This window comes from Paraclostridium sp. (assembly GCF_051656405.1).
In the GTDB taxonomy this organism is placed as follows: Bacteria; Bacillota; Clostridia; order Peptostreptococcales; family Peptostreptococcaceae; genus Paraclostridium.
Genome location: NZ_JBOGBV010000033.1, coordinates 1 through 25,961, shown reverse-complemented (window position 1 = coordinate 25,961; position 25,961 = coordinate 1). Strand labels below are relative to the sequence as shown.

23 protein-coding genes and 1 riboswitch are annotated in these 25,961 nt (G+C 28.7%); of the genes, 18 read left to right on the top strand and 5 right to left on the bottom strand.

Features of this window, described 5'->3' with window-relative positions:
* The 12 genes from ACRDDE_RS04815 to ACRDDE_RS04760 all read left to right on the top strand — a co-directional run.
* Positions 1 to 252, top strand: a 252-nt coding sequence (locus tag ACRDDE_RS04815; RefSeq protein ID WP_438625920.1) for a 3-keto-5-aminohexanoate cleavage protein, incomplete at its 5' end; no start/stop codon positions are given.
* 21 nt (positions 253 to 273) lie between these two features.
* Positions 274 to 927, top strand: a complete 654-nt coding sequence (locus tag ACRDDE_RS04810; RefSeq protein ID WP_438625919.1) for a 3-oxoacid CoA-transferase subunit A — start codon at positions 274 to 276, stop codon at positions 925 to 927.
* Complete coding sequence (locus tag ACRDDE_RS04805; RefSeq protein ID WP_438625917.1) at positions 928 to 1,587, top strand: 3-oxoacid CoA-transferase subunit B; 660 nt, start codon at positions 928 to 930, stop codon at positions 1,585 to 1,587.
* 17 nt (positions 1,588 to 1,604) lie between these two features.
* Positions 1,605 to 2,636 carry an L-erythro-3,5-diaminohexanoate dehydrogenase gene (locus ACRDDE_RS04800; protein WP_438625916.1) on the top strand — a complete coding sequence of 344 codons (1,032 nt, stop codon included), beginning with the start codon at positions 1,605 to 1,607 and terminating at the stop codon, positions 2,634 to 2,636.
* Between the two features lie 18 nt (positions 2,637 to 2,654).
* On the top strand, positions 2,655 to 3,905 hold the full coding sequence (gene ablA, locus ACRDDE_RS04795) for a lysine 2,3-aminomutase (RefSeq protein WP_438625914.1): 1,251 nt from the start codon (positions 2,655 to 2,657) through the stop codon (positions 3,903 to 3,905).
* A gap of 99 nt (positions 3,906 to 4,004) precedes the next feature.
* A complete protein-coding gene (locus ACRDDE_RS04790; RefSeq protein WP_438625912.1) occupies positions 4,005 to 5,024 on the top strand; it encodes a hypothetical protein in 1,020 nt (339 codons plus the stop codon).
* Positions 5,025 to 5,186: 162 nt separating this feature from the next.
* On the top strand, positions 5,187 to 6,497 hold the full coding sequence (locus ACRDDE_RS04785; protein ID WP_438625910.1) for a MutS-related protein: 1,311 nt from the start codon (positions 5,187 to 5,189) through the stop codon (positions 6,495 to 6,497).
* A gap of 18 nt (positions 6,498 to 6,515) precedes the next feature.
* The gene (locus tag ACRDDE_RS04780; RefSeq protein WP_438625908.1) at positions 6,516 to 8,093 is read left to right on the top strand and encodes a lysine 5,6-aminomutase subunit alpha; all 1,578 of its coding nucleotides are present in this window, start codon (positions 6,516 to 6,518) and stop codon (positions 8,091 to 8,093) included.
* Positions 8,093 to 8,878 (top strand): OAM dimerization domain-containing protein, encoded by a 786-nt coding sequence (locus tag ACRDDE_RS04775; protein WP_035117806.1) that lies wholly within the window; start codon positions 8,093 to 8,095, stop codon positions 8,876 to 8,878. The genes ACRDDE_RS04780 and ACRDDE_RS04775 overlap by 1 nt, the downstream gene beginning before the upstream one ends.
* Positions 8,879 to 8,914: 36 nt before the next feature.
* Positions 8,915 to 10,393, top strand: coding sequence for a Na+/H+ antiporter NhaC family protein (locus ACRDDE_RS04770; protein WP_438625906.1), 1,479 nt, complete (start codon positions 8,915 to 8,917; stop codon positions 10,391 to 10,393).
* A 252-nt stretch (positions 10,394 to 10,645) separates the two neighbouring features.
* Positions 10,646 to 11,293 carry a diphthine--ammonia ligase gene (locus ACRDDE_RS04765; protein ID WP_438625904.1) on the top strand — a complete coding sequence of 216 codons (648 nt, stop codon included), beginning with the start codon at positions 10,646 to 10,648 and terminating at the stop codon, positions 11,291 to 11,293.
* 195 nt (positions 11,294 to 11,488) lie between these two features.
* Complete coding sequence (locus ACRDDE_RS04760) at positions 11,489 to 12,490, top strand: SpoIVB peptidase S55 domain-containing protein (RefSeq protein ID WP_438625902.1); 1,002 nt, start codon at positions 11,489 to 11,491, stop codon at positions 12,488 to 12,490.
* Between the two features lie 7 nt (positions 12,491 to 12,497).
* Here the strand turns inward: ACRDDE_RS04760 and ACRDDE_RS04755 are convergent, their stop codons facing one another.
* A complete protein-coding gene (locus ACRDDE_RS04755) occupies positions 12,498 to 13,901 on the bottom strand; it encodes a CehA/McbA family metallohydrolase (RefSeq protein ID WP_438625900.1) in 1,404 nt (467 codons plus the stop codon).
* 184 nt (positions 13,902 to 14,085) lie between these two features.
* On the opposite strand from ACRDDE_RS04755, the gene ACRDDE_RS04750 reads away from it, so the two are divergent.
* Complete coding sequence (locus ACRDDE_RS04750; protein WP_438625899.1) at positions 14,086 to 15,690, top strand: Na/Pi cotransporter family protein; 1,605 nt, start codon at positions 14,086 to 14,088, stop codon at positions 15,688 to 15,690.
* 316 nt (positions 15,691 to 16,006) lie between these two features.
* Positions 16,007 to 16,501, top strand: coding sequence for a hypothetical protein (locus ACRDDE_RS04745; protein ID WP_021428911.1), 495 nt, complete (start codon positions 16,007 to 16,009; stop codon positions 16,499 to 16,501).
* 30 nt (positions 16,502 to 16,531) lie between these two features.
* Here the strand turns inward: ACRDDE_RS04745 and pdaA are convergent, their stop codons facing one another.
* Positions 16,532 to 17,395, bottom strand: coding sequence for a delta-lactam-biosynthetic de-N-acetylase (pdaA, locus tag ACRDDE_RS04740; RefSeq protein WP_438625897.1), 864 nt, complete (start codon positions 17,393 to 17,395; stop codon positions 16,532 to 16,534).
* A 134-nt stretch (positions 17,396 to 17,529) separates the two neighbouring features.
* On the opposite strand from pdaA, the gene ACRDDE_RS04735 reads away from it, so the two are divergent.
* A complete protein-coding gene (locus ACRDDE_RS04735) occupies positions 17,530 to 18,033 on the top strand; it encodes a hypothetical protein (protein ID WP_438625895.1) in 504 nt (167 codons plus the stop codon).
* A 37-nt stretch (positions 18,034 to 18,070) separates the two neighbouring features.
* Here the strand turns inward: ACRDDE_RS04735 and ACRDDE_RS04730 are convergent, their stop codons facing one another.
* Positions 18,071 to 18,889 carry a pyridoxamine kinase gene (locus ACRDDE_RS04730; protein WP_438625894.1) on the bottom strand — a complete coding sequence of 273 codons (819 nt, stop codon included), beginning with the start codon at positions 18,887 to 18,889 and terminating at the stop codon, positions 18,071 to 18,073.
* A gap of 180 nt (positions 18,890 to 19,069) precedes the next feature.
* On the opposite strand from ACRDDE_RS04730, the gene ACRDDE_RS04725 reads away from it, so the two are divergent.
* From ACRDDE_RS04725 to ACRDDE_RS04715, 3 genes are all read left to right on the top strand, one after another.
* A complete protein-coding gene (locus tag ACRDDE_RS04725) occupies positions 19,070 to 20,023 on the top strand; it encodes a calcium/sodium antiporter (protein ID WP_438625892.1) in 954 nt (317 codons plus the stop codon).
* A 119-nt stretch (positions 20,024 to 20,142) separates the two neighbouring features.
* Positions 20,143 to 21,297, top strand: a complete 1,155-nt coding sequence (locus ACRDDE_RS04720) for a double-cubane-cluster-containing anaerobic reductase (RefSeq protein WP_438625890.1) — start codon at positions 20,143 to 20,145, stop codon at positions 21,295 to 21,297.
* A gap of 13 nt (positions 21,298 to 21,310) precedes the next feature.
* A complete protein-coding gene (locus ACRDDE_RS04715; protein WP_438625888.1) occupies positions 21,311 to 22,069 on the top strand; it encodes an acyl-CoA dehydratase activase in 759 nt (252 codons plus the stop codon).
* Positions 22,070 to 22,097: 28 nt separating this feature from the next.
* On the opposite strand, the gene nhaC is transcribed toward ACRDDE_RS04715, so the two are convergent.
* Both nhaC and ACRDDE_RS04705 read right to left on the bottom strand, forming a co-directional pair.
* Entirely contained in the window at positions 22,098 to 23,522 is a 1,425-nt protein-coding gene (gene nhaC, locus ACRDDE_RS04710; protein ID WP_438625886.1) for a Na+/H+ antiporter NhaC, read from the bottom strand.
* A 125-nt stretch (positions 23,523 to 23,647) separates the two neighbouring features.
* Positions 23,648 to 23,819, bottom strand: a riboswitch (Lysine riboswitch).
* 115 nt (positions 23,820 to 23,934) lie between these two features.
* Positions 23,935 to 25,710, bottom strand: coding sequence for a peroxiredoxin (locus tag ACRDDE_RS04705; protein WP_438625884.1), 1,776 nt, complete (start codon positions 25,708 to 25,710; stop codon positions 23,935 to 23,937).
* Between the last annotated feature and the right edge of the window lie 251 nt (positions 25,711 to 25,961).

The window sequence follows — 25,961 nt, the reverse complement described above, 5'->3', positions numbered from 1 at the left end:
TTCACTGTAAGTGGTGTAGGAAGATGCCAGTTTGACATGATAGCACTAAGTGTGTTAATGGGAGGGCATATCCGAGTAGGATTTGAGGATAATGTTTATATGGAAAAAGGGATAAAGGCTAAATCTAATGGAGAATTAGTTCAAAAAGCTGTAAATATCGTTAGAGCATTAGGAAGACAAGTAGCTACACCAAAAGAAGCTCGTGAGATATTAGGTTTAGAAGCTAAGATATTAACAGAACAAGAAGCTTAAAATATATTAGGGGGAAAAAATATGAGTAAGGTTATATCTTTAGAAAAATTAAAAGACATCTTTAAAGACGATATGACTATTATGATAGGTGGATTTTTAGGGTGTGGTACCGGAGAGAAACTTATAGATTCACTTATAGAATCAGATGTTAAGAATTTAACTATAATAGGAAATGACACTTCCTTTGTTGATAGAGGAATAGGAAGATTAATAGTAAATAATCAAGTAAAGAAAGTCATAGCTTCACATATTGGAACTAATGCAGAAACTGGTAAGTTAATGAATGAAGGTAAGCTTGAAGTAGAATTATCTCCACAAGGAACTCTTATAGAAAGAGTAAGAGCAGGAGGGTTTGGCTTAGGTGGAATATTAACTCCAACTGGAGTAGGAACACTAGTAGAGGAAAATAAAGAAAAAATAAGTATAAATAATAAAGAGTACTTGCTAGAATACCCATTAAGAGCAGATGTAGCACTTGTTAAGGGTAGTATAGTAGATGAATTTGGTAACACAGTGTACAAAGGAACTACTAAAAACTTTAATCCAATGATGGCAATGGCAAGTGATATTGTAATTGTTGAAGCAGAAGAATTTATAAATACTGGCGAAATTAATAAGGAAATGATTATGACTCCAGGTGTAGTAGTGGATTACATTGTAAAGGAGGCTAATTAAATGAATCCTAAAGAAATTATAGCAAGAAGAGTTGCCAAAGAGTTTGAAAATGGCCAATTAATAAATCTCGGAATAGGACTTCCAACTTTAACTGCAAATTATATTGAGGATGGAATAAATGTAACTTTTCAATCAGAAAACGGAATGGTTGGAATGGGAAAAGTTGCAGATGAAGATGAAATAGATTTAGATATAACTAATGCAGGCGGACAATATGTAACTATAAATGATGATGGAGCTTTCTTTGATACAGCAATGTCTTTTGGATTAATTAGAGGAGGGCACGTTGATGTAACAGTACTAGGAGCCTTAGAGGTAGATCAAAATGGAAACTTAGCTAACTGGATAGTTCCTGGGACGATGGTTCCTGGTATGGGAGGAGCTATGGATTTAGTAGTTGGAGCGAAGAAGGTAATAGTTGCAATGCTACATACTGCAAAAGGAAAGTCTAAAATACTTAAAAACTGTACTCTTCCATTAACTGCAAAGAATGTAGTTGATATGATAGTAACTGAACTTGCTGTTATGAAAGTAACTGAAAATGGATTACTTGTAACAGAGATCAGTGAAGGAGTAAATGTTGAAGAGTTAATAGAAATGACTGAGGCAGACTTAATCATATCAGATGATTTAGTATATAGAGAACCACAAACAATATAACAAAGGGGGATATAAAGATGAGAGGATGTAAGTATGGGACACATAGAGTAATAGAGGAAAACGTTCTACCTCAACCGGCTAAAAAAATAAACAATGATATGAACATATATGATAATGAAATATTAATAGATGTTCAAGCTTTAAATATAGATTCAGCAAGTTTTACTCAAATAGAAGAAGAGTGTAATCAGGATATAGAAAAAATAAAAGCAAGAATACTAGAAATAGTAGAAGAAAAAGGTAAAATGCAAAATCCAGTAACAGGTTCTGGAGGAATGTTAATAGGAACTATAGAAAAGATAGGCTCTGATTTAGAAGGGAACATAGATTTAAAAGTAGGGGATAAGATAGCTACACTTGTTTCTTTATCATTAACACCATTAAAAATAGAAGAAATAGTAGATATAAAGCCAGATATAGATAGAGTTGAAATAAAGGGGAAAGCTATATTATTTGAAAGTGGTATATACGCAAAATTACCAACAGATATGGAAGAAACATTAGCACTAGCTGCTTTAGATGTAGCAGGAGCACCTGCTCAAACTCAAAAGTTAGTTAAGGAAGGTAATAGTGTTTTAATACTAGGGGCTGCTGGAAAGTCTGGAATGCTTTGCTGTTATGAAGCTAGAAAAAAAGCAGGTAAGGCGGGTAAAGTAATAGGGCTTGTAATAAACAGTAAAGACGCAGAATTTATAAAAGAAAATAATCTTGTTGATGAAGCAATAATAGTCGATGCTAAAAATCCTAATGCAGTTTTAAATAAAGTATTAGAAGCAAACAATGGGAAAGAAGTAGATTTAGCTATAAACTGTGTAAATGTTCCTAATACAGAAATGAGTACAATATTGCCAGTTAGAGATAAAGGAGTAGTATATTTCTTCTCAATGGCAACTACATTTACAAAAGCAGCACTTGGAGCTGAAGGTGTGGGTAAAGATGTAGATATGATAATAGGAAATGGATACACTAAGGGGCATGCGGATGTTACATTAACTGCATTAAGAGAAAGTGAAAATTTAAAGAAAATATTCAAAAAATTATATGTATAATTAGGGGGATAAATAATAATGGATAGAAAAATATTTACAGAAATTGACAATGAATTATGGAATGATTGGAATTGGCAAGTTAAAAATAGAATAACAACTGTTGAAGAACTTAAAAAATACGTACCACTTACAGAAAGTGAAGAACAAGGAGTTCAAGAATGTCTTAAAACTTTAAGAATGAGTATAACTCCATACTATTTATCTTTAATTGATCCGTCAAATCCAGATGATCCAATAAGAAAGCAATCAATACCAGTATCATTGGAACTTAAAGTTTCTGATGCTGACTTAGATGACCCACTTCATGAAGATGGAGATTCACCGGTACCAGGTCTAACTCATAGATATCCAGATAGAGCATTACTATTAATCACTGACCAATGTGCAATGTACTGTAGACACTGTACAAGAAGAAGGTTTGCAGGGCAAAATGATGGAGCTCAGCCAGTAGATAGAATAGATAAAGCTATAGAATATATAAGAAGTACACCAGTTATAAGAGATGTATTATTATCAGGTGGAGATGCACTTTTAATGAGTGATGAAAGATTAGAGTACATAATAAGCAAACTAAGAGAAATACCACACGTTGAAATAATAAGAATAGGAAGTAGAGCTCCAGTAGTTATGCCTCAGAGAATAACTGATGATTTAGTAAATATGCTTAAAAAATATCATCCAATATGGTTAAATACTCACTTTAACCACCCAAATGAAATAACACCAGAATCAATGGAAGCTTGTAAAAAAATGGCGGATGCAGGTATACCTTTAGGAAACCAGAGTGTTTTACTACGTGGAGTAAATGATTGTATGCATGTTATGAAAAAATTAGTTAACGATTTAGTAAAAATAAGAGTTAGACCATACTACATTTATCAATGTGACTTATCTAACGGTATTGAGCACTTTAGAACTCCTGTTTCTAAAGGTATAGAAATAATAGAAGGATTGAGAGGACATACATCAGGATACTGCGTACCTACATTTGTTGTAGATGCACCGGGTGGTGGTGGGAAAACGCCAGTTATGCCAAACTATGTAATATCTCAAAGTCATGATAAAGTAATACTTAGAAACTTTGAAGGTGTTATAACAACATACTCAGAGCCAAAGAATTACAGCTATACATGTCAATGTGAAGTTTGTAGAGGAGATAAAGAAGGTCATAAGGTAGGTGTAGCTGGACTTTTAAATAATGAAAAAATGATACTTGAACCAAGTGAACTAGAAAGAAAGAAAAGAGAGTTATGTGCTCAATTAGTTTAATATAAAAAACTATAAGGCAAAAGATATTATAGAATAAAGCTATAATATCTTTTGCTAATAAAAGTATGTATGGCTTATTAAAATTATAAGGAATAAACTATGAATAAATTAAGAGAAATATTAAGGTATAAAAGTATGTCTATTATAGGTAACTATAAGAATGTTGGAAAAACTACGACCCTAAATTACATACTTAAAGAATGCATAAGCGAAAGCATAATACTTGGAATTACCTCAATTGGGGTAGATGGAGAAGGTGTAGATGCAGTTACTAATACTTATAAACCTAGAATATATGTAAATAGAAATACAATAATAGCCACAGCCAGTAGTTTAGTTTTAGACAGTGATATAACAAAAGAAATTCTAGAACTAACAAATATAACAACACCCCTAGGAAATATAGTTATATTTAAATCTTTAAGCGATGGATATATAGAACTTGCAGGCCCATCTATAAATACTCAGATAAAATATGTATGTGATAGGCTAAATCATTATGGAGCAGATTTGAGTATAGTGGATGGAGCTTTATCTAGAAAAACATTAGGCTCGCCATCAATAACAGAATCAACTATATTTTGTAGTGGGGCTGTAATAAATAAGGATATGAATAAGGCTATAGAAAAAATTGTATATGAAGCTAATATTTTAAATCTTGATAAAGTTAATGATAATAAATTTTATGAAGTTTATGAAAATATAAAGTGTAAAAAGGTTAGCGTAGTAAACAATGACTATACATATAAAAGCTTAGATATTAATACAACTTTAAGCTCTTCAAAAGAAATCATAGACAATATAGATGGTAATACTAAGTATATAGTTTTTAATGGAATAGTTACTGATGATTTTATAAACACAATGTTAAGAAGTGGCAAAGATTACAAGAACATAACTATATTAGTTGAGGATAGTACAAAAATATTTTTAGAAAAAGATGTATTTGAAAAGTTTATAAAGCTTAAAGGAAACATTAGAGCAATAAATAAAGTAAACTTAATAGGGGTAAGTATAAACCCAACTTCGATAGAAGGTTATAGCTTTGATGAAAAATATTTTATAGATACTATACAAAGTAAGACTGATATAAAAGTATTTAATGTAATGAGTTTTTAAAAAATAAGCTTTTAGGAACAAGAAGGTGATAATATTAAATCATTTATAACAAACGAAGTAAATACGATTACACCATATGGAGAAATAGAAAAAGGTAATATCAAGATATATAGAAAAGAAAATAAGATTAAGTTAATAAAAGAACTGAGCTATGTTGAGGATATGATTAATAGCTTAAAAAAAAACAAAGCTGTGTATGAGAATATACAATATGAATTCTGTAAAGTAAAGAATATTAAAAATACAATTGTAAGGCTAGAAAAAAAATATATATTAGATGAAATAGAGTTATTTGAAATTAAAAATTTTGCTATAAACATTAATAAAATAATGAAGTACTATTCAAAGTTAAATTTAAATGTAGACTATATAAATTTTAAAAGTTTAGGTAAAGTTGTACAACTATTAGACCCAGAAAATTTGAAGCTAACGACCTTTCGAATATATGAAGCTTATAGTAAACAGTTATTACTTATAAGGCAAAAAAAACTTAACGTAGAAAAAGAAATATTTAGTTCAACAGATATAGAAAACATAGAAAAGTTAAAAAAGAAAAGACTTGAGATAGTTATTCAAGAAGATAAAGAAGTCCTAAAAATAAGGAAAGCTTTAACTGAAGAGCTATACAATTATTTAATAGATGTAAAAGAAAATACAACTAATATAGGAAAATTAGATTTGCTTATTGCAAAAGCTGATTTGGCAATAAAATATAATGCTATAAAACCAAGTATAAATGAAGAAAATAAAATTTATTTTAAAGAGCTGGTAAATCCAAATCTTCAAAGAATTTTAGATTCACAAGGAAAGCAATATATACCAATAAGTATAGAGCTTGACAAGAAAATAACTATAATAAGTGGAGCTAACATGGGTGGGAAAAGTGTAAGTATGAAAACTATAGCACTTAATTTATATTTGTTTCAATGTGGATTTTTTATATTTGCTAAAGAAGCTAACTTATGCATATTAGACTTTATATATTTAGTAAGTGATGATATGCAAGATATAAACAAAGGTTTAAGTACCTTTGGAGCAGAGATAATAAAATTAAAGGAAATAACAAAGCTCATTAAGATAAGAGATGGATTCATAGCATTAGATGAATTTTCAAGAGGAACTAATCCAATAGAAGGGAGATTACTTTTAAGATCAATATGTGAATATTTTAAACAGTATAATTCAATAAGCTTAATATCTACTCACTTAGATGATATAAATATTAGCGACGTTGACTATTATCAGGTAATAGGACTGAAAAATGTAAACTTTGAAGGTTTAAAACGTCAAATAGATTTACAGATAGGTACAGATAAAAGTTCAAATGGAGTAAAAATACTTCAAGAGTATATGGACTATAGAATGGAAAAAGTAAGCAAAGAAACTAAAGTTCCAAAAGATGCTATAAATATATGTAAGTTATTAGGTCTTGATAATGAAATAATTAATATAGCAAATAAATTAAGTGAATAAAAAGCCAAGGGGGAGAATATGAGTAAGTTAAATTTAGATTTCAGTATCGTTGAGAAAGCTCGTAAATCAGCACAAAATATAGTATTAGACACACAAGAATTTATAAACAAGCACACTACAGTAACTGTTGAAAGAAGTATACTAAGATTACTTGGGGTTGATGGTGTAGATGAATTTGGTGTGCCACTTCCAAATATAGTTGTAGATAGTATAAAGAATTCTAACAATGGATCTTTAGGAATGGGTGTTGCTTACTATATAGGTAATGCTATGATAAACACAGGTTTTAATCCGCAAGAAATAGCAGAAGAAGTATCTAAAGGGGAATTAGATTTATCTTCACTTAAAGAAAACGATGTATTTGAAGTTAAGATTAAAATAAATGAAATATCTAGAAAAAGTGTAAATCAAATAAAAGAAAATAGAAATAAAAGAGAAGAATTCTTAAATGAGTATGGAGATAAAACAGGTCCGTATTTATATTTAATAGTTGCAACAGGAAATATATATGAAGATATAACTCAAGCAGTAGCTGCGGCTAAACAAGGTGCAGATATAATAGCAGTTATAAGAACAACTGGACAAAGTTTACTTGATTATGTTCCATATGGAGCTACTACTGATGGATTTGGGGGAACATATGCAACAGGTGAAAACTTTAGATTAATGAGAGAAGCACTTGATAAAGTTGGAAAAGAGCTAGGAAGATATATAAGACTTTGTAACTACTGTTCAGGATTATGCATGCCAGAAATAGCAGCACTTGGAGCACAAAATAGATTAGATGTTATGTTAAATGATGCTTTATATGGAATATTATTTAGAGATATAAATATGAAGAGAACTATGATAGATCAATACTTCTCAAGAATAATAAATGGATATGCTGGAGTTATAATAAACACTGGTGAAGATAACTACTTAACAACAGCAGATGCTGTAGAAGAAGCGCATACTGTACTTGCATCTCAATTTATAAATGAACAATTTGCATTAGTTGCAGGGTTACCTGAAGAGCAAATGGGACTTGGACATGCTTTCGAAATAAGTCCTGATTTTGAAAATGGATTCTTATATGAATTAGCTCAAGCTCAAATGGCTAGGGAAATATTCCCTAAAGCACCTCTTAAGTATATGCCACCAACTAAATTTATGACAGGTGATATATTTAAAGGTCAAGTACAAGACGCACTATTTAATATGGTAACTATAATGACAGGCCAAAAGTTACACTTATTAGGAATGCTTACAGAGGCAATACATACTCCATTTATATCAGATAGAGCTATATCTATAGATAATGCTCAATATATATTTAATACTATGAAAGACTTAGGTAGTGAAATAGAGTTTAAAAAAGATGGTATTATGTGCACTAGAGTTAATGAAGTTTTAAATAATGCATATGAGTTAATAGCTGAGATAGAAAAAGAAGGACTATTTAAAACATTAGAACAAGGTAAGTTTGCAGGTATAAAAAGACCAGTAGATGGTGGAAAAGGTCTTGATGGAGTTATTATGAAAGAGAATGCATACTTCAATCCATTTGTAGAGTTAATGCTAGAAAAAGAGTTAGTGTTAGGGGGAAACTGTTAATGAGCGGACTATATTCTATGGAAGCTAAAGAATACGATCAAAATCTTGATTTAAAAAATGTAAAGCCTTATGGAGACACATTAAATGATTCTAAAGTACAAGTAAGCTTTACATTACCTATAAAAGATGATGAAAAAGGTATAGAAGCTGCAAAACTTACAGCTAAAAATATGGGGCTTGGTGATATAAATGTAGCACATCACAAGGCACTTGATAGTGAAATTACATTCTATGTAGTATATGGAAGTTTAGAAAAAGGTGTAAACTACGAAGATATACATGTAGAAGTAGCACAAGAAGATACTATGGATAAGTATGAAATAGAAGAATACATAAAAGAAAATATAAAAAGAGATGTAGTAGTAGTAGGTGCAAGTACAGGAACTGATGCACATACAGTTGGAATAGATGCAATAATGAATATGAAGGGTTATGCAGGAAACTATGGATTAGAAAGATACGAAGGAATAGAAGCTTACAATTTAGGAAGCCAGGTTCCAAATGAAGAATTTATAAAAAAAGCAGTAGAACTTAAAGCAGACGTATTATTAGTTTCTCAAACTGTAACACAAAAGAATATTCATATAGAGAACCTAACTAATTTAGTAGAACTATTAGAAGCTGAAGGGTTACGTGATAAAGTAGTACTTTTATGTGGTGGACCAAGAATAAGTCATGAACTTGCAAAAGAATTAGGTTATGATGCAGGATTTGGGCCAGGTAAATTTGCTCAAGATGTTGGAAGTTTCTTTGTAGAAGAGTTAGTTAATAGAAATCTAGTATAATAAAAAAAGGATTATATTAAGGGGGACTATTCCGTCGTGAATATTTTAGTTGGATTGTTTAAGTTTTCACCAGTATTTGTATTAGCAGGTTTAATGATTTTTAAAGTGGATTGTTTAATAGCGGCACCAATAGCTACAATATGTGCATTTATTGTAGCTTCAATAACAGATAAGTTTAAGTTTAATGATTTAGTTGATTGTGCTGTTGATAATGTAAAACATTTAAATTTAGTTTTCTTTATATTAATGTTTGCTTATGCTATGGCAGAAGCATTTATGACTACAGGGGTTGGAGCTGCAATAGTTAATATAGCACTTTCCCTAGGTGTAACAGGTAGAACTATTGCATTAGTTGCATTTATAGTTACTTGTGTACTTTCAGTAGCTACGGGAACTTCATGGGGAACTTTTGCAGCATGTGCTCCAATATTTTTATGGTTAAACCATATGGTTGGTGGAGATATATTATTAACAACTGCGTCAATAGCTGGTGGAGCTTGCTTTGGAGATAACATAGGGCTTATATCAGATACAACAGTTGTAAGTTCTGGTATACAGGGTGTTGAGGTAATAGATAGAATTAAATCTCAAGGACCATGGTCTATAGTATGTCTAGTAATATCAATGATATTCATATATGGATGGAGTGTATATAAGGGACTGCCATCAGAAGCTGCAAACGCTGCATTAGCAATAGAGCAAATACCTGCTCAAGTAATGGTTGACTTAGAAGCTGCAAGACCATCAGCAGTAGATCTTTTAAATCAGGTGAAAGCAGGAGTACCATATTATATGGCAATACCACTACTATTAGTTTTAGCAGTAGCTATTAAAGGATTACCTACACTAGTATGTTTAGGTGTTGGTATAGCATCATCATTTATATTTGGTTCTTTCGCAGGGACTGTAGACTCTTTAAATGGTTTCTTAAAGTTAATGATGAGTGGATTTAAAGATGCCGGTTCTTGGGTTATAGTAATGATGATGTGGGTAGGTGCATTCGGTGGAGTAATGTCTAAGATGAAGGCTTTTGAACCATTATCAAATGCAATAATGTACCTTGCTAGAAATGTAAAGCAACTAATGTTTATGAATGGTTTATTGTGTTTAATAGGAAATGCTGCACTTGCAGACGAAATGGCTCAAATTGTTACAGTAGGGCCTGTAACTAAAGAATTAGTTGAAAAAAATGTAGAGGGTAGTGAAGAAGATTTATACCAACTACGTTTAAGAAATGCTACTTTCTCTAGTTCCCTAGGGGTATTTGGTTCTCAATTAATACCATGGCATGTTTATATAGGGTTCTACTTAGGAATATTATCAGCAGTGTATCCACTACATAAATTTGTAGCACTTGATATAATAAAATACAACATAATGGCATTTGTTACAGTTGGGTCTATACTTATATTAACAGTAACTGGACTTGATAGATTTATTCCTAAGTTTGGTTTACCAAGTGAACCAAAAGTTAAACTAAAGAAAGAAGAAAAAGTTAAGGAACAGATAATATAAATAGAGTCCGTAGGGCTCTATTTCTTTTGAAGTAAGAAGATAATAGTATCATCATAATGAATATAGTACTATATAATATGGAAACTACTTTGCTTATATAATGATTCTTAGCCCACAGAAATAAACTTTGTTGAGAAAAATTTAATAATTACTAACGTAGTTTTATAAGATTTGCATAAATATACATATTTGGCAAATTCAATATATGTGATAAAATTAATGTAAATAAAATACATTAGGAGAGATATAATAATGAAAAAAAATTTTGTTATGTCATTTAGCGGGGGAAAAGATAGTACACTGGCATTATATCGAATGATAAAGAAAGGCTATGAGCCAGTAGCTCTTTTAACAACTGTAAAAAAAGATGTTGATAAATCATGGACACATGGAATAAATAGAAGGCTACTAAAACAAGTAAGTGAAAGCTTAGACATTCCATTATTAGAAGTTGAATGCGATGTTTGTGAGTATGAAAAAGAGTTTGAAAATAGCTTAATAAAAGCAAAGGAACTTGGCGCAAGTATTTGTGTATTTGGAGATATAGATATCGAAGAACATAAAAATTGGGATGTGGAAAGATGTAAAAATGCAGGAATAGAAGCTAGTTTTCCACTATGGCAAGAAGATAGAGAAACATTAGTTTATGAATTTATAGAAAGTGGATTTACAACTATAATAAAAACTGTAAATTTAGATTATTTAAATGAAAGTTTACTAGGGAAAAAACTTACAAAAAATGTTGTTCTTGAAATTAAAAATGCTGGGGCAGATGCTTGTGGTGAAAATGGAGAATATCATACGTTTGTAATAGATGGACCGTTATTTAAAGAAAAAGTATCTTTTGAAAATAAAGGTATTGTAATTGAAAGAAATTATGGACATTTAAATATTGTATAGAAAAAGCTATCTTAAAAAAGATGGCTTTCTTGCGCTACAAATCAAAAAATACACATATTAATTTGTATAAATTTAAAATTGAAGAGGTAAATATAGCTATGGGAATTATGTAAAATAGTAACCATTATATTAACTTAAATTAAAGCAAATAATAATAAAAATAAATACTAAACTAATTTAAGAAGGTGACACTAAATGCAATCATCTAAAGGAATTAAGTTTTTTATTTTTTTAATAATAAATATGCTAATAGTATTATTGCCAAATGATGTTTATTCAATGCAAAAAAATCAAAAAATACCTCAAGAAGTTATAATAGGGGGAGAATTATTGCATATGGAATTAAATACTGAAAAAGTAATGATATTTGGAATAGAAAAAAATTCTTTTATTAAAAATTATGATTTAATAGACTATATAAGTGGAGATTCAGTAAAAAGAATATTTAATCAAAGTGAAAAAAATATATTATCTAAACAAGATATAATAACTACTATTATCTCTATGAAAGAAGATGAAAAAATAAACTTAAGTTTAATAAGAAAAAATAAAAAAATAAATGTAAGTATTGATAAAAAGCAACTTAAACCAGAGTATTTAGTAGATAAAATTCCATATACAGCAACTTTAACTTATATAAATCCACAAAATTTAAATTTTGGAGCAGTAGGTCATGATATTGAATTTAAAGGAAATGAAAAATTAATTACAAATAAAGGTGAAATATATAAATCAAATTTATCTCGTATAAAAAAATCATCTAAAAAATATGTAGGAAATATAAGTGGAGATAAAAGTGAAAATTTATTAGGTACAATTTCAAATATGGGAATTCATAGTGTTAAAGGTAATGTAAATTCTCTACAAAATAACAAAGAGAACAAAATATGTAAAATTGCAAATGAAAATGAAGTTAAATTAGGTCAAGCTTTTGTAGTTATGAAACACAATGAAAGTGAAGCTAAGTACTATAAGATAAACATTACAAAAATTAATAAAATAGATAAAGAAATAGAAAGTTTTGATTTTAAAGTAGAAGATGAACAATTAATAAAAAAATATGGAGGAATAACACAAGGGATGAGTGGATCTCCAATTATCCAAAATGATAAGTTAATAGGATCATTATCATATGTAATGACTAAGGATACCTTAAATGGAAATGGAGTTTATATAAAAACAATGATGAAAGAATAATCTTTCATCATTGTTCTTTTTTAAATTCAATCCAAATAGGAGCTGTAACTGATATTTTATTATTATTTTGATATACTTTTATATAATAATAAGAATCTTTTAAAGTAGAAAGTTTCAATTCAAGTTTAGCTAAGTTAGAACTAAAATTTTTATATGCAACTATTTTTCCATTATTGGAAATTACTTCAATTCTTTTAATTTTGTCTTTAAGATCATTATCAATTACGCTTATATTAAAATATAAATTGGATGTATTTTTTATAGTAGAACCCATTACTTGATCATTTATACTATAATCTATTTTTATATTCTTGTCTTGAGTAGCATATACTCTCATGTTTCTTAAAGAATCATAAAATGAATTTTCGTTTAGACCTGTACATAAAACAACTGTTCTAAATTCATTTGCAACTCCCCAATCAGTTCGATGATTATCTTGGTTAGATGTAGGAGCTAGATGCCAACCTAAATCTAAAGCTTTTTGATATTCGTCAAAAGCTATTTTATTTTTAGTTATATCACTTTTATACCCATTACAAACTTCAATTAAAGAAATTACACTATCTGCATCTTTATTGTATTTAAAATTATTAAATCTTCCAAATGTATCGCAGGGATGATTAAACTGAGCGATTAAATCATCATGTTTTGAAATTTCCTTGTAAAAGTTTTCTAAATTAGAGTAAAGAGAATCATTTGTAGATGTAAAACCATTAGTATTAAACACATTTATGTGGCCTATAGGGTCTTTTTTATTTTTAAAAGGATAAGTCATTTCAAAACCTTTAAGAGCTAAAAATTTATCATTAGACGTATAATCATTTGATACATTAATTAAACTTGTCCATTTAGAGCTTAAACTTCCATCATCCAAAGTAACCTCTGTATCTTTATCAAACATATTTGAATGATCTGTTATTGCAAAAAAATCTAGTTTAGCTTTGAATTTAGAAGTATAGTAAGCATCTTCAAAACTACCATGGCCATCACTATTTGATGTATGAGCATGGATTAAACCATAATAATGGTTATAATTTGGAGATCCTACATTAAAATACCATTCAGCTTTAGACTTATTTTTATTTACATCACTAACATGAACTTCTATTATTTGAGTGCCTCTTTTAAATTTATTTTTAGGTTTATAAGAAATTGAATTATTTTCGATTTTGCAATTTTTAGTAACATCTTTATAATTAACCAAAAACTTAATACTTTTTAAATCTATATTATTTTCATCTTGGAAAGTAGCTCTTATAGTAGGTTTAGAAATAATGTATTGCTGTGCATTAACAGGAGAAACAATATCTATTTTAGGAGCTGTAGTATCTTTTAGATTTAAAGAATATACATTTGAAGTTGAAAAAATAAATATAAAAAATAATATGAATATATATTTAAATTGTGCCATAATAATCAGTCCTTTAAATGTTATTTTAATTATATATTTATCAAATTCTATTTTTCAATTCATGTAAAATAATGCAAAAAATATATAATTTATAAATTGTTAAAGTATATAAAATATAAAAAATTAACACAATAATAATTAGTCGCTTTATTTATATCAATTTAATTACAAAGGAGGTTTTAAATTGGATATAGCTATAAATTTAATTGGCGGATTAGGGCTATTTTTATATGGGATGAATTTAATGGGGAATGGTCTACAAAAGTCAGCCGGTGAGAAGTTAAAGAAAATTATAGGATTACTCACAAGTAATATATTTATGGGGGTTTTGGTTGGTACAGTTGTAACTGGAATTATACAAAGTAGTAGTGCAACTACGGTTATGGTAGTTGGATTTGTAAATGCAGGTATAATGAGTTTGACACAAGCAATAGGAGTAATAATGGGAGCTAATATAGGAACTACTATAACAGCTCAATTAGTATCATTTAACCTAGAAGGTTTAGCTCCAATGGCCTTAGGTATTGGTATTGTGCTATTTCTATTTACTAAAAAGTCAAAGATAAAAAATATTGCAGAAATATTAATTGGATTTGGGATATTATTTACAGGTATGGAGTTTATGAAAGACGCAGTAGGACCTTTGGCTGAGTATCAAGGATTTAGAGATGCGCTTGTATACTTTGGACAGCACCAGTTTTTAGGTATTTTAGCTGGATTTGCTATTACTGGAATAGTTCAAAGTTCAAGTGCTTCTATGGGGATGTTAATAGCACTAGCTACTCAAGGTTTAATACCTATAACATCTGCACTTCCAATATTATATGGAGATAACATTGGGACTTGTGTGACATCTTTATTATCTAGTATAGGAGCTAATACAAATGCAAAAAGAGCAGCGGTAATGCATTTAACATTTAATATTATAGGAACATTATTATTTGTGTTAATTTTAAATAAACCTATAGTTGCATTAGTAACGAGTATAAATCCCGGGGATGCAGCAAGACAAATAGCAAATGCACATACTTTATTTAATTTAATAAATGTTATAATTTTAATTCCTTTTGCTAAGTTTATAGTAAATATAGCAATTAAATTAGTGCCAGATAAAGATGAAAAAGAAACAAAAGAAACAAAAGAAACAAAATACTTAGATGAAAGAATGTTAGAAACACCGTCTATTGCACTTGGAAATGCTATAAAAGAAATTGTAAGTATGGGAAATCAGGCGAAAGAAAGCTTACAAAACGCAATAAATTCATTTTTAGATCAAGATAATGAAAAAGCTATTAAGTGTTTAGAGCAAGAAAAAAATATAAATAAATTGCAAAAGCACATTTTAAACTATTTACTAAAATTATCCAAATGCCCACTGGATGATAATGAAAGAGAATTAGTTGACCTAATGTTTAACACTGTAAATGATATAGAAAGAATTGGAGATCATGCTGAAAATATTGCTGAATTAGCTCAATCATCTATGGATTCTAGTATAAATTTATCTAGTCAAAGTCAAACTGAAACTAAAGAAATATACGATAAAGTTTTACTTAGCATAGAGTATGCTATTAAAGCATTGCAAGAAAATGATCAAGTTTTAGCACAAAAAGTTTTGGAAATAGAAAATGAAGTAGATGCTATGGATAAAGCATTTAGATCAAATCATATGTTAAGATTAAATCAAAGTAAATGCAGTGTTGATTCTGGTGTTTTATATTTAGATTTGCTTAGCAACTTAGAAAGAATTGCAGACCATTCTTTAAATATTGCACAAAGAGTAATGTAAAAACAAGTAAGCTTAAATACTTACTTGTTTTTTATTTTAAGGATATTATATTAAGTAAATTTTTTACGCTTAAGGAAAATATATTTAACTAATATTTGTTGATAACTTATGGAGTGTATTGATGCAAATACTTTGATGAAAGTAAAAAATGACATTTTGAGCAACGGACGAAGTCGTTGGCGACATGAAGTAGTTCGCAGACGTAGTCGCTCAAGCGAAGCGAATTTTTTATATATTTTAAATTGTACAGACATTAAATCTAAGATATGTTTAATATAATTTATAAAAGACTAATTATATCTTAGGAGGAATCGGCATGATAATAGATGCAATAGAAGTAAAAGTGAAGAAAAATGATGTGAAAAAATTTGAGAGAGATAATATACCATTAATGAGTAAAGTGGTCCAATTAAACCCTAGGATAAAAAATACAACTCTTAAGTATATAGAGCATAAAGTTATAACTTATGATATAGTTATTAAAATAAAAGGTAAGAATATATTTAAACAAGATATAAATAGGAGTAAAATTACAATGTTAGTAAATACTCATACTGGTTTTTCAAAATCTATAACTAAAGCTCCAGATACATATAAAGTAAATATATCTAAAAATAATATAAAAAAATCGGAAATGGATGAAATTCATATGCTAGAAAATATAAAAAATGAAATGATTAAAGTAATAAAAAATAATGTTATAAATAGTAAGTGTCATATACATGATATAAAAGTTTTAGATATTAAAAGTATATATAAGCCTTATTGGGTAGGCATATATAATGGAAAATCAGTATTACTAGAAGCATAAAAAAGAAAGCAGATATTATAATATCTGCTTTTATTTATTTTCTAAAATTTTCAAATCAGTATTGTTAGATGATTTTTTCTTTGTAAGATGGTCTAAGCTTTTTATTGTATAACCTTCTTGTTCCCAATGAGTTAAAACATCATCTAATATATCTGCATTTGTCTTAGAATTAGGGTGAAGAAGTAGTACTGCTCCAGGATGAGTTCTAGAGAATATTTTTTCTTTAGCTTCTTCGTGGCTAGGTTGTTTATCTTCATACCAGTCTACATAAGCAAAACTCCAAAATATAGTGTCATAACCTAATTGCTGAGTATATTCAAGTGATTTTTCACTGAATTTACCCATAGGAGGTCTAAAGTATTTAGGCATTTCTTTTCCTGTTATTTCTTTATATCTATTTTCTACAGTTACAATTTCTTCTTTGAACTTATTAAAATCAGTTATACTAGCCATAGAAGGATGAGACTTTGAATGATTACAAACTAAATGGCCTTCTTCAGTCATTCTTTTTACCATTTCAGGATTTGATTTTAGGTAATGGTCTACTACGAAAAAAGCAGCAGGAGCATTATGTTTTTTTAAAGTGTTTAGGATTTTTTCTGTATTTCCACTTTCATATCCTGCATCAAAACTCAAATATAATACCTTTTCATTTGGATCTCCTACATAGTAAGCATTATATTTATTAAAGAATGAAGCTTCTTTAATAGGTGTAGGCTGTTTTCCATCATTTCTTGGATTAAAGTACCAACTATATTCTCTAGTTGTTGGATCTGTATTTAATATTTGAGTTTTAATTTTATCGAATAAATCAAGCTTGCCACTAATTAAAAAACCTGAAATTATAAAAAATGCAATTATAAAAAATGAGTTTCTTTTTTTGAATTTTTTCATTTTATCACCTCTATAATTTAAACGTTAATTATATTTTTTACACATTGTCAAAATATAATCTATGAAAAAATAGGATAAATAAATAAAAAATTAGGAAATAATATATTAATACAAGGAATTCAAAGGAGATAAATATGAAGAAGATATTAATAATATTTACTTTAATTATAATTTTTATAAATATTAATGTTAACGTATTTTGCAATGATAATTATATAAATAATAAGTTAAATAAATTTATTGAAAATGATATAGAATCTAAATATATAATAGCTTATGTAGATCATAATCTTGTAAATATAGATGATATAAGCATAAAGGAAAGTATTATAGAAAAAATAGTTAATTACAATGAAGATAAATTAAAATTCTATCAATTAGAATTTGATAAAATGTATAAAAAAAATGTTAAAAATATGCAAACAAAACAAAATTTAAAATCAGAAATCAATATATTAAATGATGTTAATACGTATAATAATATATATATACACAGATTTAATTTTATAGATAATAAGCCAGATATGGTTAGGAGTTTAAAAGAGATATACTTAAGTGGATATAAAATTGTATTAAAAGACAATAAGTTTAAATTAAAAGTAAATCAAGAAATTTTAGAATTAAAATATAAAAAATAGATATTAAAACTAAACACTTAGATTTAAGTGTTTAGTTTTAATTTGTAAGTTCATTTAAAAACATTTCAAACATAACTCCGTCGTTTCTGTCTGTATCAAATTTAGATGTATATGAAATTACATTACTAATAAAGTTATTAGCTTTAATAACACTATTTTTTAATGAATTACCATTTAATATCATACCAACAAGAATAGAAGTGAATATATCGCCTGTACCACTATACGAAACATTATTAAATGGTGAAGATGTAAAATAAGCTTCATCTAAGCTTTTATCAAATGATAAATTATAAATATTATCTTTAATTTTTATGCCTGTAATGACAACTTTACTGGGACCTAAACTAGAAACTTGTTTTGCAATACGTACTAGATTGGATTTTTCTAAGTTGGTATTATTTAAATTTTCTCCAATTAGAATAAGCGCCTCTGTTAAGTTAGGGGTAACTATATCCGATTTTTGTACGAGACTTTTTATTTTATTACACATTTCATTATCAAATATAGGGTATAAATCTCCGTCATCACCCATTACAGGATCTACAATTACTAATGAATCTTTATTATCATCTATAAATTTAGAAACTATATTAACTTGGTCCTTAGATCCTAAAAAACCACTATATATACAGTCAAAATGTATATTAAGGTTATTCCAAACATTTTTATATTTATTCATCTCGTTTGTCAAATCTAAAAATGAATACTCTGGAAATCCTGTTTGACTTGACAGTATAGCTGTTGGAAATGGGCAACATTGAACTTTTAAAGCTGATAGTATTGGAATAGCTACAGTTAAAGAACATTTTCCTATACCAGATAAATCATTAATAGCGGCCACTTTTTTTAACATAAAACAAACTCCTTTAAATAAAAATATAACTATATATTACTATTAAAATTAATTAATTTATATAGATATATAAAATTAATTAATTGTATTAATACAATTAATTATCTACTAATTACATATGTAATAAATATTAGTATATATGGTTAATATAAATCTAAAAGAAAAAAGGAGTACAATTTTATGAAGTATGTAATACTTTTGATTGGATTTATATTACTTATAAAGTCTGCCGATTACTTTGTTGTTGGAGCATCATCAATTGCAAAGGCATTAAATATACCCACTATAATAATCGGGCTAACTATAGTCGCCTTTGGAACAAGTGCTCCAGAAGCAGCAGTAAGTATTTCTGCAGCTATGAAAGGGCAAAATGATATAGCTATAGCAAATGTAGTAGGATCTAATATTTTTAATATATTATTTGTTTTAGGGATATCTGCTATTATAGCTCCTGTAAAAGTTCAAAAGACAACTATAATAAAAGAATTTCCATTTGCATTATTAGCGTCATTAGTTTTACTTATATTATCTCATGATATAAAATTCCAAGGATATAATGAAAATGCACTTACAAGATCTGACGGGCTTATGTTATTTGCTTTATTCTCAATATTTATGTACTATTTATTAGAAATGGCCTTATCTTCAAAGGAAGAAATGGATATTGAACAAGGGAGCTCTAGAGATCCTATAGCAAAAAGTATATTGTTAAGCATAGGTGGTATTATAGGAATTATAATAGGTGGAAATTTAGTTGTAGATAGTGCTACAAATATAGCTATAGATTTAGGAATGAGTGAGAACTTAGTTGGACTTACTATAGTTTCTATAGGAACATCATTACCTGAGCTTGTAACTAGTGTTGTAGCTGCAAGAAAAGGTGAGAGTGATATTGCCATGGGTAATATCATAGGATCAAATATATTTAACATACTGTTTGTATTAGGGGCATCATCAATAATACATACTATACATGTACAGCCTATAGTATTTGTAGATATGATTATTATGTTAATTGTTACAGCGATTACTTATATATTTGCAATAAGTAAAAAACAAGTTAATCGATTTGAAGGTATACTTTTGACTGGAATATATGTAGCATATATGATATTTATAATTATAAGACAATAGCCGTTATAGTTAAAAACTATATTTCGTATAAGAAGTATAGTTTTTAACTATTTTACATAAAAATACTAAATATGATAAAATTTGATATAAATCATTAAAATTGTTGGGGGAGAAATGATATGATATCGTTACCAGAAAAGTTTGAAGAGTTTAGTGAAGCTAGAAGAAATGGATTTATAAAAGCTAAAGAATTAAAAGAGAGCGGGAAAAAATTAGTTGGAGTATTTTGTGCATTTACTCCAGTTGAGATACCAATGGCTGCAAAGGCTGTAACAGTTGGTGTTTGTGGAGTAAGTGAAGAACCAATAGCAGAAGCTGAAAAAATATTACCAAGAAATCTTTGTCCACTTATAAAATCAAGTTTTGGACATGCAATAACAGATACTTGTCCATATTTTTATTTTTCAGATTTATTAATTGCAGAAACTACATGTGATGGCAAAAAGAAAATGTATGAAGAACTAGCAAAAATTAAAGACTTGCATTTAATGCAATTACCAAATAGTAAGCTTGGAAAGCATTCATTTGACCTTTGGAAAAATGAAATAGTGGTTTTAAAGGAAGAAATAGAAAATAAGTTTGAAGTAAAAATAACTGATGATGATATAAGAGATGCTATAAAAGATAAAAATGAAGAGAGAAGATTATTAAAAGAGTTTTATGAATTAGGTAAATTAGTACCACCACCAATGAATGGATTTGATATGCACCAGGTTTTATATAACTCAGGATTTAAATTTGATAGAGATGAGTTAAAGCAAAGCGTAAGAGATTTAACTGCATCTATAAAAGAAAAATATGAAAAAGGTGAAAGACCTGTAAGTGAAGATAAACCAAGAATACTTATAACAGGATGTCCAATAGGTGGAGTTAGTGAAAAAATAGTTAAAACTATAGAAGAAAGTGGTGCTGTAGTTGTTGCATATGAACTTTGTGGAGGAATTAGATCTAATGATGAGTTAGTTGATGAAAATAATCCAGATCCAATAGATGCAATTGCTAAAAAATATATAAACATAGCTTGTTCATGCATGGTAAATAATGATGCGAGAATAGAGTTAATAGATAGACTTATGGATGAATATAAGATAGATGGAGTTATAGATGTTGTTCTTCAGGCTTGTCATACATTCAATGTAGAAAGTTATAGAATTAAACAATTTGTAAACAACGTTAAAGATAAACCGTATATGGCTATAGAAACAGATTATTCTAAATCTGATACAGAACAATTAAGAACTAGATTTGAAGCTTTTATAGAAATGATAGACTAAGTAGGTGGATTTTATGTACAGTATAGGTATAGACTCTGGATCTGTAGCAACAAAAGGTGTATTATTTGATGGAGAAAAAATAGTAAATAAAATTGTTATACCAACAGGGTGGAGTCCTAAGAATGCATCATTAGAAGTTTATGAAAAACTTGCTAATCATATAGATGAAGATAAAATAAAGAAAGTTGTAGGAACAGGATACGGAAGAGTGAGCATGGACTTTGTAGACAAAAAAGTTACAGAGATAACATGTCATGCAAAAGGAATACATTTTTTAAATAACAATATAAGGACTATATTAGATATTGGCGGGCAAGATAGTAAAGTTATAAACTTAGATAATGATGGAAATGTATCTAATTTTATAATGAATGATAAATGTGCAGCAGGTACAGGTCGCTTTTTACAAGTCACATCTAATTTATTAGGAAGTGATGTTGAAAGTATCGACAAGCTAGCTAAAGATGCAATTCCACAAGATATATCAAGTATGTGTACTGTTTTTGCTGAATCAGAAATTATTAGTTTATTAGCAAAAAACATATCTAAAGAATCAATAGCATCAGGAATATTACAATCTATAGCAAATAGATCTAAGTCTATGTTATCTAGAATTGATATATTAGATGATATTGCATTTACTGGAGGGGTCGCTAAAAGCAACGTTTTAGTAAATATGATAGAAAATAATTTAGGAAAGAAAATCTTTATAGCTGATGATACTCAAATAATAGGGGCACTAGGGGCTGCGATTATTGGATATAAAAAATAAAAAAGGATGGCTGATAGCCATCCTTTTATTATGCCATAGAACTTTCAAGTTCTTCTGAGTTTTCATCTGATAATTTTGTAATTCCAAATCCTGTAGCAGCTAACGTCAATGACATTAAAGGACATAGAAGATTAAAAAATGCAAATGGTAAAAATACAAATGATCCAACTCCAAGTGTAGCACTCATATATGCGCCACATGTATTCCAAGGAATAAGAGGAGATGTTATAGTTGCACTGTCTTCTAGAGAACGAGAAAGATTCTCAGGAGAAAGTCCTTGTTTTTTAAATGCTTCTCTGTACATACTTCCAGGCATTACTATTGCCAAATATTGATCAGCAACTGCTAAATTAGTTCCTATACATGTAAAGATAGTTGCAGCTACTAAACCAAAAGTTCCTTTTGCAAATTTTAATATAGCAGAAGCTAAGGCTTCTAACATTCCAGTTTTTTCAAGTATTCCACCTGTAGTTAATGCACATAGCATAAGAGATACTGTACCTAACATACTATTAAGTCCACCGCGAGTTAATAGTTCGTCGACAAAGGCCATTCCACTATTTGATGTATATCCAATTTGAGCAACTTCTAGAACATCTTTAATTGAAGCGCCTTGGAAAACTATAGCTACAAAACCTCCAAGTAAGGTCCCTATAATAAGTCCTGGAATAGCAGGAACTTTAAATATAACCATTACTATAACCATTACAGGTATTAATAGTAATAACGGAGATAATGTATTATAATTTGAAGCTAAAGCTTGTTGTATTTGTAAAATTTGGCTATTATCTATAGCTTGTCCTGCATATTTAAATCCAATTACAGCATATAGTATAAGAGCAATAACATATGCCGGAATAGTTGAATAAAGCATGTGTTTTATATGTGTAAATAAATTAGTACCAGCCATAGCCGGAGCTAAGTTTGTTGTATCTGAAAGTGGGGACATTTTATCACCAAAGTACGCACCTGAGATAATAGCACCAGCTATTATTTCCTTAGGAATTCCTAAAGCACTTCCTATACCTAAAAGGGCTATACCTATAGTACCAGCTGTAGTCCAAGAAGAACCTGTAGATATAGATACTATAGAACAGATAATAGTTGTAGCAACTAAAAATATTCCTGGAGAAAGTATATTTAAACCCCAATATATCATACTTGGAACAACTCCTGAAATTATCCATGTACCAATTAACATACCAACAATTAATAAAATTATAATAGCTTGCATTGTAGAATTTATAGTTGATAATATACCTTCCTCAAGTTCTTTCCATGTAAATCCTAATTTAAATATAGCAACAAATCCACAGAAAACTCCACCTAAAACCAAGGGAATATGTGCTGAAAGTCCTAGTTTAGTTAAAGATATAGATAGTGTAAAAATTAAAAATCCCAAACATAGAAGTGAATCGCCAAGCGAAGCCTGCCTTTTTTCTCTTTTTAACATAATTTAACCTCCAAATAGTGTATTAAGAATATAACGGGATGGAGAATGATAATAAAAAAAGGTCTAAGAATATTAAGAGATATTCCTAGACCTGAAATTATAATTTGAAAATATAATAACTTTAATCTAAAGATAGCCCTCCACATAAAGTGACAGTGTTATATATCTTATACATAACCCCAATATATAAGTTTTAAGCTTAACTTATATATTTCGGCATCATTACCTTTCCTATTAAATCTTAGGTGCTTTCCCTCAATAATAGTACTATTTAATAATGCAACCTCTACCATTAGTTATATTCTGTTTAAATTTATTTATCTAATTATAACATATTAAATGAAATTGTAAATATAAATTTAAATTTTATGGAAAAAAAAAACAGTCTATCTTATTAAGATAGACTGTTTTTTTAAACTAAAAAGTTAGGCCCATATGTTTCTTCTATTTCACGTCTTAACTCACTAGGGTTATTAATTCCATCGCTCATTGCTTTAGCAAGGATATTTGCTTTATCATAAGGAGCCATCCAAGAGAAAATACCTCCAAGACAATTGTCTATTACATATTGAGTTTTTATATATATAGACAACATATCATCATAAGACATAGCAAATTCATCATCTTTTACTAAATATGGAGCCTGTGCTTCTTTATCGAATTTATATACATAGCCATTTTTATTTATAAAGTCTTTTCTAAGTTGATCAAAAGATTTAGTTATAGTAGCGCCTAGTCGACCATAAAATGGAACTCCCATTAATATTTTTTCTGATGGCATTCCAGCTTCAATTAAATTATTAATCATAATATCTACGCTATATCCAGGTAAAGAAAGAGTCGATTCATATAAATTAGATTGATGTTTCTGACCTTTATCGCCTGTTTCACCAGCAGTAAAATCATAGCTCATTAAATTGAAATAGTTAATTAGAGGAGCTATTTTATTTATTTCTGCACTTTTATTTAGGTATTCTCTTGTTCCAGTACCTGCAACACTTAACCATTTGTCGGGTCCAATTACATCTCTAAGGGCTGTTAGTAAAAGTGTAAAATTTTCTCTATCTAAAGGACTAGATTTAATACCTGCACCACTAGTTCCAGGGTATTCCCAATCTATATCTATTCCATCTAAATCATATTGTTTTATAAGTGAGTTTACTTGTCTGGCAAAATTATATCTAGAAGCTGGAGTCGCAGCAGCATCAGAAAATCCTTCTTGACCCCATCCACCGATTGCTGCAATTACCTTAAGGTCTGGATTATCTTTTCTAAGTGATAATAATTGGCGTAAGTAACGTGGTGTTGGAACAAATAAAGTACCATCCGGTTTGATTTCAACAAATGCATATATTACAAAATCAAGCAAAAATGCATCCACACTTGTAGGATCTCCTAAAACGTATGTTCCTACTAATCTATTCAAATCAGGACAGTTAGGGTTAACTGGAATACTATTTGCTGGAGAATCTATTTGAGGACGACTTTTAGAATTAGAATTATTTTTAGTGTTATAATCTAATTTTTTGTTATTGGAAGTTTTGTCATCTATAAAACATAGATACCAGTCCATACAGCTTTTATTTTTGTCACAACTCTTAATTCTTTCTTTTAATTCCTTATAAGTTTTAGGAGGTGGTAAAATTACAGGCATTCCAGGAAGCCAGTCAGCAGGTGTTAAAACATTGTGTTCATCTGAAGTTTGAAGAGCATCTATTATTCTAACTATTTCAGGAATGTTTCTTCCTGTAGTTAAAGGATAATATAATATTGTTCTTAAAATTTGATTTGGGTCAATTATAAAAACAGATCTTACAGTAGATGTATCGCTCATTTGTTCTGAAATCATTCCATATAATCTAGAAATTTCCATTTTTCTATCATCTATTACAGGAAATGGAATTTCAACACCTGTATGCAAAAATATATTGTACAGCCAAGCTAAATGAGAGCTGTTACTATCAACACTAAGACCTATAAGTTCAGTATTTCTTTTTTTAAAATTAGAATAATATTTTGCAAAACATAAAAATTCTGTTGTACATACTGGTGTAAAATCACCAGGGTGAGAAAACAATACAACCCATTTACCTTTGTAATCAGAAAGCTTGATAGGTCCTTGAGTTGTATTTGCGCTGAAATTAGGTGCTTTAGTACCTAAGTTAGGAAGACATGGCAAATAAATCACTCCTTTGTAAAGTTATTCTTAATATTTAATTTATTAATTATAACTGGTTAATGTTACTAATAAGAATTGCTATTTTAATACAAATTTGTTATATTTATTATATTAGAACTATGTATTATTTGTTGTAATTAGGGGGCATAAACATGAAAAGTAGCCGAAAAAATAAAAAAGTGGCAAGAATTACTAGAACATTTTCAGACATTTCGAGAATTTTTGTATTATCATCTGTAATATCTGTAAGCATTATTAGT